At 62.9% G+C, this 13,754-nt stretch carries 16 protein-coding genes, 1 tRNA gene and 1 riboswitch; of the genes, 12 read left to right on the top strand and 5 right to left on the bottom strand.

The features are described 5' to 3' along the window. Positions 1–43: 43 nt before the first annotated feature. Positions 44–208 carry a hypothetical protein gene (locus tag I3253_RS19970; RefSeq protein WP_197919550.1) on the bottom strand — a complete coding sequence of 55 codons (165 nt, stop codon included), beginning with the start codon at positions 206–208 and terminating at the stop codon, positions 44–46. Positions 209–349: 141 nt separating this feature from the next. Next, on the bottom strand, positions 350–3,805 hold the full coding sequence (smc, locus tag I3253_RS19975) for a chromosome segregation protein SMC (RefSeq protein WP_197919551.1): 3,456 nt from the start codon (positions 3,803–3,805) through the stop codon (positions 350–352). A gap of 205 nt (positions 3,806–4,010) precedes the next feature. After that, positions 4,011–4,222, top strand: a riboswitch (cobalamin riboswitch). 39 nt (positions 4,223–4,261) lie between these two features. Here smc and I3253_RS19980 point away from each other — a divergent pair. Both I3253_RS19980 and I3253_RS19985 read left to right on the top strand, forming a co-directional pair. Next, on the top strand, positions 4,262–4,432 hold the full coding sequence (locus I3253_RS19980; protein ID WP_197919552.1) for a CbtB domain-containing protein: 171 nt from the start codon (positions 4,262–4,264) through the stop codon (positions 4,430–4,432). Positions 4,433–4,451: 19 nt separating this feature from the next. Continuing rightward, positions 4,452–5,138, top strand: coding sequence for a CbtA family protein (locus I3253_RS19985; RefSeq protein WP_197919553.1), 687 nt, complete (start codon positions 4,452–4,454; stop codon positions 5,136–5,138). Positions 5,139–5,142: 4 nt separating this feature from the next. Here the strand turns inward: I3253_RS19985 and I3253_RS19990 are convergent, their stop codons facing one another. Then, positions 5,143–5,478, bottom strand: a complete 336-nt coding sequence (locus I3253_RS19990) for a DUF1636 family protein (protein WP_197919554.1) — start codon at positions 5,476–5,478, stop codon at positions 5,143–5,145. Between the two features lie 88 nt (positions 5,479–5,566). On the opposite strand from I3253_RS19990, the gene I3253_RS19995 reads away from it, so the two are divergent. Then, entirely contained in the window at positions 5,567–6,037 is a 471-nt protein-coding gene (locus I3253_RS19995) for a GNAT family N-acetyltransferase (RefSeq protein ID WP_332255735.1), read from the top strand. Positions 6,038–6,064: 27 nt separating this feature from the next. Here the strand turns inward: I3253_RS19995 and I3253_RS20000 are convergent, their stop codons facing one another. Then, positions 6,065–6,466 (bottom strand): hypothetical protein, encoded by a 402-nt coding sequence (locus I3253_RS20000; RefSeq protein ID WP_197919555.1) that lies wholly within the window; start codon positions 6,464–6,466, stop codon positions 6,065–6,067. 182 nt (positions 6,467–6,648) lie between these two features. Here I3253_RS20000 and I3253_RS20005 point away from each other — a divergent pair, with 182 nt between their 5' ends. Further along, on the top strand, positions 6,649–7,416 hold the full coding sequence (locus I3253_RS20005; RefSeq protein ID WP_197919556.1) for a FadR/GntR family transcriptional regulator: 768 nt from the start codon (positions 6,649–6,651) through the stop codon (positions 7,414–7,416). Positions 7,417–7,524: 108 nt separating this feature from the next. Here the strand turns inward: I3253_RS20005 and I3253_RS20010 are convergent, their stop codons facing one another. Further along, positions 7,525–8,511 (bottom strand): NAD(P)H-quinone oxidoreductase, encoded by a 987-nt coding sequence (locus I3253_RS20010; RefSeq protein WP_197919557.1) that lies wholly within the window; start codon positions 8,509–8,511, stop codon positions 7,525–7,527. Between the two features lie 180 nt (positions 8,512–8,691). On the opposite strand from I3253_RS20010, the gene I3253_RS20015 reads away from it, so the two are divergent. From I3253_RS20015 to I3253_RS20050, 8 genes are all read left to right on the top strand, one after another. Next, positions 8,692–9,171, top strand: a complete 480-nt coding sequence (locus tag I3253_RS20015) for a UPF0262 family protein (protein WP_197919558.1) — start codon at positions 8,692–8,694, stop codon at positions 9,169–9,171. Positions 9,172–9,176: 5 nt separating this feature from the next. Then, on the top strand, positions 9,177–9,629 hold the full coding sequence (locus I3253_RS20020; RefSeq protein ID WP_197919559.1) for an arsenate-mycothiol transferase ArsC: 453 nt from the start codon (positions 9,177–9,179) through the stop codon (positions 9,627–9,629). An 84-nt stretch (positions 9,630–9,713) separates the two neighbouring features. Further along, the gene (locus I3253_RS20025) at positions 9,714–10,796 is read left to right on the top strand and encodes a sugar-transfer associated ATP-grasp domain-containing protein (RefSeq protein ID WP_197919560.1); all 1,083 of its coding nucleotides are present in this window, start codon (positions 9,714–9,716) and stop codon (positions 10,794–10,796) included. Between the two features lie 377 nt (positions 10,797–11,173). Beyond that, a complete protein-coding gene (gene infA, locus I3253_RS20030; protein WP_021097168.1) occupies positions 11,174–11,392 on the top strand; it encodes a translation initiation factor IF-1 in 219 nt (72 codons plus the stop codon). Positions 11,393–11,423: 31 nt separating this feature from the next. After that, positions 11,424–12,002, top strand: a complete 579-nt coding sequence (locus tag I3253_RS20035) for a Maf family protein (protein WP_197919561.1) — start codon at positions 11,424–11,426, stop codon at positions 12,000–12,002. Then, positions 11,999–13,021: a ribonuclease E/G gene (locus I3253_RS20040; protein ID WP_197919562.1), complete on the top strand. Its 1,023-nt coding sequence runs from the start codon at positions 11,999–12,001 to the stop codon at positions 13,019–13,021. The genes I3253_RS20035 and I3253_RS20040 overlap by 4 nt, the downstream gene beginning before the upstream one ends. Beyond that, positions 13,018–13,200 (top strand): DNA gyrase inhibitor YacG, encoded by a 183-nt coding sequence (locus tag I3253_RS20045; protein ID WP_197919563.1) that lies wholly within the window; start codon positions 13,018–13,020, stop codon positions 13,198–13,200. The genes I3253_RS20040 and I3253_RS20045 overlap by 4 nt, the downstream gene beginning before the upstream one ends. 81 nt (positions 13,201–13,281) lie before the next feature. Continuing rightward, positions 13,282–13,356 (top strand) — tRNA-Phe (locus I3253_RS20050). Positions 13,357–13,754: the final 398 nt, after the last annotated feature.

Below are 13,754 nucleotides of genomic sequence, written 5' to 3' on the forward strand. Positions count from 1 at the left end.
CGTTTCGCCATCTCGTATCCCTCCAAAAAGTTCGGGATACACCTTAGCTAACTGTCCGGATTTCCGGGACCACTTCAACCAGCGTCTGCCCGGCCAGACGCGCGTGCAAGGCCGCAGCATCAAATGCTCTGTCCTCATCACGCGAATTCCACTCCTGCGCCGCCACCGGCGCGGCCAGAAGTATCGCCATTACCCACATACGTCCCATGCGATGCCCTCCTGCCGAAACCCTAACGCAGCAAGACCACACGCCCGCGTCACATTAGAGTGACCGTGGCACTCTTCATTTTGCCCAAAATACTCCGGGGGAGTCGCGGCCTGCCGCGACGGGGGCAGCGCCCCCTCTGCCTCAGGCCACAAGCGTTTCCGCAGCCTTGAGATCCACCGACACCAGCTGCGAAACACCCTGCTCCGCCATCGTCACCCCGAACAGCCGATCCATCCGCGCCATCGTCACCGCATGGTGGGTGATGATCAGAAACCGCGTGTTTGTGCGTCGGCACATCTCATCCAGCAGATCGCAAAACCGGGTGACATTTGCGTCGTCCAGCGGCGCATCCACCTCGTCCAGCACACAGATCGGCGCCGGATTGGCCAGGAACACCGCAAAGATCAGCGCCAGCGCGGTCAGCGTCTGCTCGCCCCCGGACAACAGCGACAGAATGGACAGCTTCTTGCCCGGCGGCTGACACATGATCTCCAGCCCGGCCTCCAGAGGATCGTCGCTTTCGACCAGCACCAGATTGGCCTCGCCGCCGCCAAACAGGTGCCGGAACAACATCGTGAAGTTCGAGTTCACTTGCTCGAACGCCGTCAACAGCCGCTCGCGGCCTTCCCGGTTGAGGCTGGCAATGCCGCCCCGCAAGGTGCGGATCGCCTCTTCCAGATCGGCCTTTTCACCCACCAGAGTATCATGTTCTTCCTGGACACCCCTGGCGTCTTCCTCGGCACGCAGGTTCACGGCGCCCAGGCTGTCGCGCTGGCGTTTCAGACGGTTTACATCCGCCTCGATAGCATGTGAATCCGGCATCCTGTCGGGATCGACATCCAGCCGTTCCAACAGGTCGGCCGGGTTCACCTCCTGCTCTTCCATGATCCGCTCGGCCGCATAGGCCACGGTTTCGCGCGCCGCATCCGCCCGCGCTTCCGAGCGTGCGCGGGCCTCGCGCGCTTCGCTGGCGGCCCGCTCGGCGTCCCGCTCGGCATGTTCGGCCTGGCGCAGCGCGCCTTCCGCTTCGGCCAGGGCATCCGCGGCAACACGGCGCCGTTCCCCGGCGGCCTCGATCGCGTCGGTCAGTTCCGCGCGCTTGGCGGCGATCTCCTCGGGTGCGCTCCCGGCTTCGGCCAGTTCCTCTTCTGACGAGGCCTTGCGCTCGGCCAGTTCGGCCATGCGCTTTTCCGCCGTTTCCAGCCGGTGCCGCCAGCCGCTGATCTCCTTGGTGACTTCCTGGCTGCGTTTCAGTCGCGCCTCGGCCTCGCGGCGCAGCTCATCATGGGCCGAACGGCGCGACATCATCATGATGCGCGCGGCCTCGACCGTCATCTTGATGTCTTCCACCTCGCCACGAGCCGCATCAAGATCGCCCAGCCCGGCCATGGCGCGTTCGGCTTCCTGCACCTGCGCACGCGCCGCCAGTGCCTCTTCCTCGTGCCGTGTCACCGCCAGCCCCAGGGATTCCAGCCGCCCTTCGGACAGGTTCCGCTCGGCTTCGGCCCGGCTTACCGCGCGGTTGGCATCAGCGGCGGCGCGATCCGCCTCGCGCCGCGCATCGCGGGCCGCGCGATCTGTCTCGGCCAGGCTGCGCAGACGCATCTGCAAGGTCTCGTGCGCCTGCACCGCACCATCGGCCCGCGCCGTGGCCCGCGCCATGGTCTGTTTCAGGTCTTCCAGGCGGTTCAGCTGTTGCAGACGCAGCGCGGCGGCGCTTGGCGCGTCCTCGGCCCAGGCGCGATAGCCATCCCAGCGCCACAAGTCACCCTCCAGCGACACCAGACGCTGGCCCGGTTTCAGCATTGGTTGCAGGCGGGGCGCGTCTTCTCCCGACACCAGCCCGATCTGACTCATGCGCCGTTCCAGAACCGCGGGCACCGACACGTGCTGTACCAGCGATGTCACCCCGTCCGGCAGCGGCTGATCCTCATCATAGGACGGCAAAACGAACCAGCCCGACGGGCCATCTTCGTCCACCTCGGGCGCACGCAGATCATCCGCCATGGCCGCGCCCAGCGCCTTTTCAAACCCCTGCTGCACCTGCAACCGGTCAAGGATCTGACCACCCTCGGCGGTATCACGTTCCACCAGCCTGGCCAGCGCGGTGGTTTCCGCCCTGAGTGCGTTCAACTCGCCTTCGGCCTCGGACCGTTCGGCGCGGGCATCGGCCTCGCGCGATTGGGTTTCGGCGCGCTCTTCCTCGGTTGCGACAAGCTTTTCCTCGGCAGCCTGCGCGCCCTTTATGGCCTCTTCCTCTGCGGCGCGGGCCTGTTCCAGATCGGCGCGCGCACGCGCCAGCGCGTCGCGCGATTGGGCCACGGCATCGCGCGCCCTGGTGGCTTCGGCCTCGCTTTTGGCCTGTGTCTTGCGGCTGTCTTCCAGCAGGCGCTGCACCGATTGATGCCGTGCCGCCAGCCGCGCCACATCCTCGGTCAGTTGCGACAATTCGGATTCGCGTTCTTGCAGCACGCTGGCCGCCTCGCGGGCCTCGTCGGCGGCGGCCTCCAGCCGTTCGCCATGGCCTTCGCCCGCCCTGGCCAGTTCGCGCTGTTCCCACTCCAGCCGTTCGATGGTTTCGCCCGCGTCGCGGTTCAGCCCGGCCTCGCGCTCCATGTCGTGGCTTAGCTGCACGATACGGTTTTTGAGCGTTTCGATGATCTGAAGCGCATGGGCCTCCTGATCGTTCAGCGTATCGCGCTGCACCTGAAGCCGTTGCAGGATCGCGGCCGCGATAGCCTCTTCCTCGCGCAGGGGCGGGAGGGCCTCGTCGCGCGTGGTACGTGCTCTGGCGGCGGCGCGGGCCTCGGTTTCGGCCTGCGCGGCGGCTGTTGTGCGGTCGCGCAGTTCCTCTTCGGCCCTGGCGCGCGTCTCGTCCGCCTCGCGCCAGCGGCGATACAGCAACAGCCCCTCGGACTGGCGCAGCTCTTCTCCGATAGCGCGATAGCGCGCTGCCTGCCGGGCCTGACGCGCCAGTTGCGCCAGCTGGCTGGCCAATTGTTCGATCACGTCGTCAACGCGGGCCAGGTTGGTTTCGGCGCCCTTCAGCTTCAGCTCGGCCTCGTGACGGCGCTGATACAGGCCGGAAATCCCTGCCGCCTCTTCGAGAATGCGGCGGCGGGCCTTGGGTTTCGAGTTGATCAGCTCGGAAATCTGCCCCTGCCGCACCAGCGCCGGGGAATGCGCGCCGGTCGAGGCATCGGCAAACAGCATCTGCACGTCACGGGCGCGCACATCACGGGTGTTGACCTTGTAGGCACTCCCGACATCGCGGGTAATCCGGCGCACGATATCCAGCGCGTCGTCTTCATTGAACCCGGCCGGGGCCAACCGTTCGGAATTGTCGATATGCAGCGATACTTCGGCAAAGTTGCGCGCCGGCCGCGTCGCCGCGCCGGCAAAGATAACGTCCTCCATGCCGCCGCCGCGCATCGCGGTGGGGCGGTTTTCGCCCATGACCCAGCGCAGCGCCTCCAACAGGTTGGACTTGCCACAGCCATTCGGCCCGACAACCCCGGTAAGACCATCGGCGATGATCAGGTCTGTCGGGTCGACGAAGCTCTTGAAGCCATTCAGTTTGAGTTTCGAAAAACGCAAATGGAGCCCTGTCTTCTGATTCCGCAAGTCCTGCAACATTGCAAAGCACGCACCCTGCGAGTCAACGTCAAACCACTGAATATGGCGGGCAGGCGCCAGTTATCCACAAGATATTGAAGCGGCCCGGCTGGCAACATGTTGTCGCAAGGGCCGCTTAGCGTCACGAACATGTCGGAATCAGCCTTGACCGACCCGACCCGCGCGGTCCAAACAGGAAATGTACGGTTTCCGTGGGCGCATGATGTGCGCCCGGGGATGAAATGGGAATGTGGAAAGGCCCGCCCGGGCCCGTGCCACAGCCGCCCCCGCGACTGTAAGTGGCGAGCGCGCGTTCAATACCACTGGGGTTCGCCCCGGGAAGGGAATGCACCGCGTTGACCCACGAGCCAGGAGACCTGCCGTGCGCCACGCAACCCCAATCGCCCGTCGGGTGTGACGGGAAAGGAGACCAGGACCATGACGACCAGAACCACCACTTTCGCGACCACACGCACACACGGGCTTGCCTTTCTTCTGGCCATGACTGTGGGAATTGCGCTGCTGACCGTTTCGGGCATGGCACAGGCCACCGTTGTGCACGACGCCGCGCATGATGTGCGTCACGCCATGGCGTTCCCCTGCCACTGAGCAGGCGCCTGTCGCGACAATGACAAAAAATTTGCTGTCCAGCGCCGTGTTCGCTGGCCTGATGGCAGGGCTGATTTCAGCCCTGCTTCAGCTCGTGTTTGTCATCCCGCTTTTGCTGGAGGGTGAATTGTATGAAACCGGGGCGAGGGTGCATTTCCTTGTCGACGGGATGACCCAGTCCGACAAGGGGGCACCGCCGCTGGGCGACGATTGGGGCCGCCATATTGTGACCATGGCGTTCAACATCGTCACATTTACCGGCTATGGCCTGTTATTGGTTGCGGCAATGGGCTTTGCCCGTGAGCGCACCGGGACGCAGATCACCCCGGCCAATGGCCTGATCTGGGGCCTGGGTGGTTTCATCGCGGTTCAGCTTGCGCCCGCGGTGGGCCTGCCACCGGAGTTGCCGGGCACCCCGGCTGCCGAAATGGCCAGCCGCCAGATCTGGTGGATCGGTACGGTTCTGGCCACGGCGGCGGGGTTATCCCTTATTGCATTTGGCCGCGGGCTTGCGCTGCATGCGCTGGGGCTGGTGCTGATCCTGGCGCCGCAATTTCTGGGGGCACCGCATCTGGCAACCTATTTCGGCGTTGGCCCGCCCGAGCTTTCGGCCGCATTCGCAACGGCCAGCCTGGGCATTGCGGCTGTCGGCTGGACCGTATTGGGGTATCTCTGCGCCTATTTCCTGGCGCGCGGGGAAAACTGACGCTTCAGATCGCAGGAATCCGGCCCGCCAGGCAGAACCGCAGCCGCCCGGCGGGCCGGGCATCGGTGATCACACCATCCGGCGCCGCGCGATACAGCCGGATCAGCGCCAGGGTATCCGTGACATCGGTGTCGGGCTGCACCCCCGAGAACAGATAGGCCACCTTGCCCGGCGCCCTCAGTGCCAGCGCGAGGGGGGCGTTGCACATGTTCAGACAACTGACGGTGCGGATTTCGACACCCTTCGGTTCAGCAGCCCGCAAGGCGCCTGCAAACGCCGCCCCCTTCGGGGCCTCGGCTGGCGCCGCACAGGTGTCGCAGACATAGACGATATCGGCCATCCGCCGCCCTCCGGGTTGGATAACACTGGACTAAAGCGCGGCGCGGTGCGACACAAGCACCTCAACCAATCCTGGGGAGGGCACGACCGTGACAGACACGATGACCACGATCCGCGTTGTTCCGGGCAATCCGCGCGACCGGCAGGCGACCGCGCTCTTGCAGGCCAGCCATGCCTTGATGCGTTCGCTGTTTGCATCGGACGAGAACCATTTTCTGTCGATTGACGAGCTTTGCGCCCCGGAGATCCGGTTTTTCGTGGCCCGCGAGGGAGACAAGACACTGGGCTGCGCGGCGCTGGCCAACAAGGGCAGCTATGGCGAGATCAAATCGATGTTCGTGGACGGCGCCGCGCGCGGCAAGGGGATCGCGCACAAGCTGATGCACCGGATCGAGGCAGAGGCGCGGGCGCAGGGGCTGACCACGCTCAAACTCGAAACCGGGGACAAGCTGGAACAGGCGCATAGCCTGTACCGGGCGCATGGCTTTGTCGAATGTCCGCCATTTGGCGACTATGAAGCCAATGACAGTTCGATCTTCATGACCCGCGACATCGGCTGAACCCGCCGGTCAGGCGGCTTGCAAGCCTCAGCATTCTGCTTCGATATATCCGGTGGCGTTGCCGCTTGGCACCCAGATATCAACCACATCGCAATCCACATAAAGCGGCGCATAGCTGGCCAGCGGCACCCGTCCGGACCCATCCCCGCAATCCATGATCCCCAGAACCTGAGCCGCGTCGCCGCGGATTTCGACAACGTCGCATCCTGTCACGGCCTCCATCGCCAGTTCGGCCCGCTGCCCGATTGGCCCCAGCCGTGGCGCGTATTCCGCGTTCACGCGCACCGCCTCGGCCAATCGCCCGCGCTGGCGGATGTCAAAGGTGCTGCCGTCAAGCGAAACGCGCGTCACCCCGGCCCCGCGAAAATACGGCGAAGGCGCGTTGCAGGCTGCCAGAAAGAGGCCCATGAAAAGCAAAACCCGTCCCATGCACCTAATCTGCCAAGGTGAGGTTAATCATGTCTTAAGCCGGCTGTGGGATATGACACCCCTGCCCTGCGCCCGTCGCGGCGGCGCTTTGCCTGGGCGACATGACACAGGCCTGCGTTGCGGTTCTTGCCCTTCCCGTGACAACGTGGTCAAATATCCTGACCAATTGCGTGAGAAGTGCCATGCCCTTTCAAAAGGTCCAGTCCGAAAAGCTATCCACGTCGGTCGTCAATCAGATCGAATTGCTGATCCTGCGCGGCATTCTGCGCCCTGGCGAACGGCTGCCCTCTGAACGGGAGTTGAGCGAACGTCTGGGCGTTTCGCGCCCGTCGCTGCGCGAGGCGATTTCGACGTTGCAGGACAAGGGCCTGCTGACCTCGAAAGCCGGGGCCGGAATCTTTGTGGCCGACGTGTTGGGCAGCGCGTTTTCCACCGCCCTGGTTCAGTTATTCGCGGCCCATGACGAGGCTGTATTCGACTATATCTCGTTCCGGCGAGACATGGAGGGGCTGGCGGCAGAGCGCGCCGCCACCTATGCCTCGGACACCGACTTGCAGGTGATTCAGACCGTGTTCAACAAGATGGAAGCCGCCCATCCCAAGCGCAATCCGGCCGACGAGGCCCGGCTGGACGCGGATTTCCACCTGGCCATCATAGAGGCCAGCCACAATGTGATCATGCTGCACATGATGCGCTCGATGTATCAGCTTTTGCGCGAGGGCGTGTTCTACAACCGCTCCATCATGTTCAAGCAACGTACCACGCGCTCGGACTTGCTGGCACAGCATCGCGCCATCAACGATGCGCTGCAAGCCCGCGATGCCGACGGCGCGCGGGCGGCGGTGACGCGGCATCTGGACTATGTCGAACAGGCGCTTTCGGCGCACCAGAAGTTTCGCAAGAACGAAGAAATCGCCAAGCAACGCTATGTGCACGAGCTGAGCCGCTAACCCGTCCCGCTGTATTCCCGAGGCCGGGACAAGGCGGGGCGCCGCGCAAGTTGTTGGCGTTTCGCGCGCGCCGCCATAATCCAGCGGGTCAGGTGTTAGCGGAACGCTTTAGGCGGTCACTTTCAGAACGATCTTTCCGATATGCCCGCTGCTTTCCATGCGGGCATGGGCGGCGGCGGCTTCGGCCAGGGCAAATTCGCTATCCATGACCGGCGCGATACGGCCCGCGTCCAGAAGCGGCCAAACCTGTTCCCGCAGGCTTTCGGCAATGCGGGCCTTGGCCAGATCACTTTGCGGGCGCAGGGTGGATCCGGTGATCGTGAGGCGCCGTGTCATCAACTGGGCGAAATTCAGCTCCACTTTCGGCCCCTGCAAAAACGCGATCTGCACCAGACGGCCATCATCCGCCAGCGCCTTGATATTGCGCGGAATATAATCGCCACCCACCATGTCCAGGATCAGATGTGCCCCGCCTTCGGCACGCAACACGTCTACGAAATCTTCGGCCCGGTAATTGATCGCGCGCTCGGCCCCCAGATCCAGGCAGGCGCGGCACTTTTCGTCGGATCCGGCAGTTGCAAACACACGCGCGCCCATCACGCGGGCCAGCTGGATCGCGGTTGTGCCGATGCCGGAGGATCCGCCATGCACCAGGAACCGCTCTCCGGCTTTCAGCCCGCCTCGCTGGAACACGTTGGACCAGACGGTGAAAAAGGTTTCGGGCAGGCAGGCGGCCTCTTTCAGCCCCATGCCCCCGGGGATTGGCAGGCAATGCGCCGCCGGGGTCAGGGCGTATTCGGAATAGCCGCCGCCCGGCAGCAATGCGCAAACGTCATCGCCTTCGGCCCAGTCGCTGACGCCCGCGCCGACCGCGACGATCGTGCCCGACGCTTCCAGCCCGGGCAGGTCCGAGGCATTGGGAGGCGGTGCATACATTCCGGCGCGCTGAAGGGCGTCGGGGCGGTTGACACCGGCATAGGCGATCTTGAGCAGCACCTCGCCCGGGCCGGGCTGGGGCACGGTGCGTGTGGTCAATTGCAGAACGTCCGGCGCGCCGGGTCTGGTGATTTCCACGGCAGTCATGGTTTGGGGCATGATGTCTCCTTGGCGCTGTTCGCCCCTTGATAGCACTGCAGCGTGAAGAGTGAACAGCGCGCATGGAAAGTGACGTTGCGCGGCTGCGCCACAATGCAGCGGAACCCGCGCAGCCAGCCGCATTGCCCAAGCCGTCTGTCTGCGCTACTCATGCGCGACGCCCAAGCAAGAGTTGGCCCCATGTCCCATATCAGCCAGATCGAAATCGACGACCGCAACCTGCCGCCGCCCACACCGGAAATCGAGCAGGAGCGCAAGGTGGCCATGTTCGATTTGCTGGAAACCAATACGTTCGATCTGCCCCGGCGGGACGACCGGGTTGCACCGGACGGCCCCTATGCTGTGGGGCTTTCGATCCGTGACAAGCGGCTGGTGTTCGACATCAATACCGAAAATGGTGAAAAAGCCGCCGAGTTTCACCTGAGCCTGTCGCCGTTCCGGCAGGTGGTCAAGGACTACTGGGCGATCTGCGAAAGCTATTACGACGCTGTGAAGACCCAGCCGCCCAGCCAGATCGAAACCATCGACATGGCCCGGCGCGGGATCCACAACGAAGGCGCCCGCGTCTTGCAGGAACGTCTGGAAGGCAAGGCAGTGATCGACAACGATACGTCCCGGCGCCTGTTCACGCTGATTTGTGTTTTGCATTTCGGGAGCTGACCCGCGTGGCCGAGGATCTTCCCCAATCGGTTCTGTTCTGCTGTGACCATAACGCCGTGCGCTCGCCCATGGCCGAAGGTATCATGAAGAAGCTTTACGGCATCGACGTGTATGTCCAGTCGGCCGGTATCCGAAACGATCTGGAAATCGACGGGTTCGCGATTGCCGTGTGCGAAGAGATCGGCGTGGAACTGTCGCGCCACCGGTCGCGCAGCTTTGCCGAGATGGAGAAACGCGGCGACCAGCTGAGTTCGTTCGACCTGGTGGTGGCGCTGACGCCCGCCAGCCGCGCCGAGGCGGAATCGCTGACCCGGTTCTATCATATCGATATGGAATACTGGCCCATCTCGGACCCGTCCGGGCAGGGTGAAAGCCGGGAAAACCGGCTGGACGCCTATCGCAAGTCGCGCGACGAGATTGTGAAGCATCTGGTCGAACGGTGGGGACGACCGGCCTGAAAGGGCGGTTTTTCAGGTGAACGGGTGACTTGACAGGCGATCGTGCCCGTTGGACCCTGTCGGCATTTATCAATGGGATTTGTTATGCCGCCAGTTCCTAAGCCACTATACGGTATCAATGCGTTCAAGCACCGGCTGGATCTGAAGTGGAACAAGCTGAAATACAATAAGTGGTCCAACGATCTGGCGTATGAAAAATACGCCCGCATCGTATCGGCCGATCCGTCACGCGCCCTGTCTCATGCACAACAGAGCGAAATCACGGATTATGCAGGAGATGTATTCGGCAACACCCGATTTGCCCGATGGCTGATGACCTATGCCGCAGTGCGAAAGGAGTTTCGCCCGGGGTGTATCCCCGACAACTACGTGGGGACCTACATGCTCAAGAACGTAGTCGGCCCCTGGAAAGCCCGGTTGGAGCGGGTCAAGCAGCGGCGCGTGTTTGACACCGACCTGATCCCTGAAATCCTGAGTTGCGTGAACGGGCGCTTGTCATTCCCCGACAACTCGGAGGTTCCCCCGGACCAATTGAAGGCGGTTATCTTTGAACGTGGCGACCGCGCCGTTTTGAAACTTGGGGCCAGCAATCAAAGCCGCGCAGTATCGATCCTGTCCAAGGACGGTTTTCACCCCGACATGCTGCCAACCGACCGGGATTTTGTGATCCAGCACATGCTACGACAAGATCCTGACCTTGATCGCTTCTGTGCCGGGGCCGCGACAACCTTGCGAATTACGACGGCCATGACACAAACAGGCGCGGACACGCGAGAAGTAAGGATGCGGTTTGCCCGCGCTGGCGAGACCTATCTTAAAGCCGCCACCGAAGCATGTGTCTCGGTCGACCGGAAAACCGGCGCGTATTTCGCCGAAGGTTCGGATTATGACTGGGCGCCGATCACGCGCCACCCAGACAGCGGCGAACCGTTCTCGGGCAATACCCTGACCGGTATGAATGCAATGAAACAGGCCTGCGAAAAACTGCACGAGGAAGTGCCTGGCATCGCCTGGCTGGGTTGGGACATCTGCCCAATGGCGAATGGAGAGTTCGCTATCATGGAAGTCAATTGCGGACATGCCAGCATCCGGTTTGCCGAGGCCCACCATGGACCGAATTACGATGACATGGGGTGGGAAACGCTGCATTTGCGCTATCCTCTTTGAGCCCCAATAAACTCCCTGCTTATCCGGGCATGGAGGCGCATCATCAAAAGCGCCCCCCCGGCCAATCCTGGCCGGATCGGAGGGGGTTTGCCTGGCATATTTGCCCTCCCGACCTTGGCTTTCCCGGCACAGGTGCTCTGGCCGAGGGGCGGATGAATACCCCCGGCTGGACCTATGCCGGCGTGGACCTGGACGCAATCGCCCGGGCGCGCCGAAACGGCCGCGCGCGAAACCGCCGCGACCGGGCCAGCCAGAGGCCGCGTGACGGGCAGGTCACAATCGAACGAGGGCGCTGAGATTGTCCTTGAAAACTTGCGCGCTTGGTCCCATTTAGGGGCAGCCCGCGCAACAGGCGGGTGTCAAGTGAAGGAGAGACCATGGCCAAGGAAGAACTGCTCGAATTTCCCGGTGTCGTGAAGGAACTCCTGCCCAATGCGACGTTTCGGGTCGAGCTGGAAAACGGCCATGAGATCATCGCGCATACGGCAGGCAAGATGCGCAAGAACCGCATCCGTGTTCTGGCTGGCGACCGGGTTCAGGTTGAAATGACCCCGTATGATCTGACCAAGGGTCGGATCAACTATCGCTTCAAGTAAGCGCCCCCGCGCGGGCGAAATCGAGGTTGGGATGAAACTGATCCTTGGCTCGGGCAGCCCGCGCCGCCGGGAACTTCTGGCACAGATTGGTGTGGTGGCGGATGACATCCGTCCGCCCGATATCAATGAAGACCCTCTGAAAAACGAGCTGCCGCGCCCTTATTGCCAGCGCATCGCCTATGAAAAGGCCATGGCTGTTGAGGCGGATGCCGATGACATCGTGTTGTGTGCCGATACCACCGTCGCGCTGGGGCGCCGGATCATGGGCAAACCACGCGACGCCGGCGAAGCCGCCGCATTTCTGCTGGCGCTGGCCGGGCGGCGCCACCAGGTGATCACCGCCGTGGCCATTCGCCGGGGCGATCGGCTTTGGCGGCGCGACGTTGTCAGTGCGGTCAGGATGAAACGCCTGTCCGATGACGAACTGAACACCTATCTGGCCAGCAACGACTGGCGGGGCAAGGCAGGCGGGTACGCCATTCAGGGGCCTGCCGGGGCTTTCATCCCGTGGATCAGCGGATCCTTTTCCGCCATCATGGGGCTGCCCGTGGCCGAAACCGCCGCGCTTTTGCAAGCCGCGGGCTATCCGCTTTACAAGGAACGCACATGAAGGGCCGCCAGATTATTCTTGACCATATCGACGGGCGCGAGGCCGCAGCCCTGATGGTTGACGGGCAGTTGGACGATCTGCTGATTGACGGCGACGCGCCCCGCCCCGGCACGGTGTATCGCGCCATTGCCGATCGCCCGGTCAAGGGCCAGGGCGGAATGTTCCTGCGTGCGCCCGGCGGCGCTGCCTTCCTGCGTCAGGTCAAGGGACTCGCCCCTGGGCAGGCCATTCTGGTGCAGGTCACGGGCTATGCCGAGCCGGGCAAGGCCATTCCGGTGACTCAGAAGCTGTTGTTCAAGAGCCGCTTTGCCATCGTCACCCCGGAGGCCCCAGGTCTGAATATCAGCCGGTCCATACGCGACGAAGCCGAACGCGACCGCCTGCTGGAGATCGCGCATGACGCTGGTGTCGAGGGAAACATGGGCCTGATCCTGCGGTCGGTCTGTGAAGGCGCGGACGCCGGGGACATCGCGGAAGACATCGCCACCATGCTGTCCCAGGCCGAAAAGGTACAGAACAACACCGGCGACGGCCCGGAAACGTTGCTTGACGGCGATGGCCCCCATGTCGCCGCCTGGCGCGACTGGTCTGATCCCGCCGAAGTCGTGACGACTTCGGGCAGCTTTGACTCTCACGGTGTTCTGGACGCGCTGGAAGAGGCGCGCGGGGCGCGTGTCCCGCTTGGTGCGGGCGCGACCATGTTCGTGGAGCCCACACGGGCCCTGGTGGCCGTGGATATCAACACCGGTTCCGACACTTCGCCGGCCGCCGGTTTCAAGGCGAATATGGCCGCGGCCCGCCTGCTGCCTCGTGCCCTGCGCGTGCGTGGCCTGGGAGGGCAAATCGTGCTTGACCTGGCGCCGATGCCCAAAAAGGAACGTCGCGCGGTGGAGACTGCGCTGCGCGCCAGTTTCAGGCGCGATACGATCGACACGACGCTGGTTGGCTGGACACCTCTGGGTCACTATGAACTGCAACGCAAGAACGCACGCCCTGCCCTGAAGGACGTTCTGAAATGAGCTGTCCCATCTGTAATAAGGAGGCCGTCGCGCGCTATCGCCCATTTTGCTGCAAACGCTGCGCCGACATTGACCTGGGACGGTGGTTGAAGGGCGATTATGCCGTGCCGGCAACCGACCCGGAAGATACTGAAAAAGCTGCCGAAGAGATGGCGCGCGCAACCCCCAGGCTGCACTGAAATTTTTTCCACAATCCCTCTGGACAGCCCGCCCGCCCTGACATAGAACGCCGAAACCCGAACGCAAGCCGTTCAACCCGTGCCCGGGTAGCTCAGGGGTAGAGCAGTGGATTGAAAATCCTCGTGTCGGTGGTTCGATTCCGCCCCCGGGCACCATTATTCAAAAATTATAAAATAAAATCAGATACTTAGGTGGGAAGACTGTCCCACTTTACTCAGAGTTCCAAGAAAGTGGGAAAATAGAGAGTGTTTCCAGACAACCAAATAGGTTGGTCAGGTATCAATCGACTTTGACCCTGTTGGTAGTGAGGTCATGCGGATGGAGACAACGCATACTGGTTCGCGTATGCCAGCCCGCCGCATAGTCGCCATCAAGTTCAACTTTTGCACTACTGACCTGCGCCATACTGGCCGAGCACACACCTAATGTGGACAGTGCAACTACATGCAGATCATGTTTTGTTCCTCTGCCCTAAATGAAGTGGTCCCGGTTTTTCGGACAGCTCAGCGGCTGATCTAAGGTGTATCCGGGTTGGTTTTCATGCCGCCAATTT

Source organism: Thiosulfatihalobacter marinus (genome assembly GCF_016019955.1).
Lineage (GTDB): Bacteria > Pseudomonadota > Alphaproteobacteria > Rhodobacterales > Rhodobacteraceae > Shimia > Shimia marinus_A.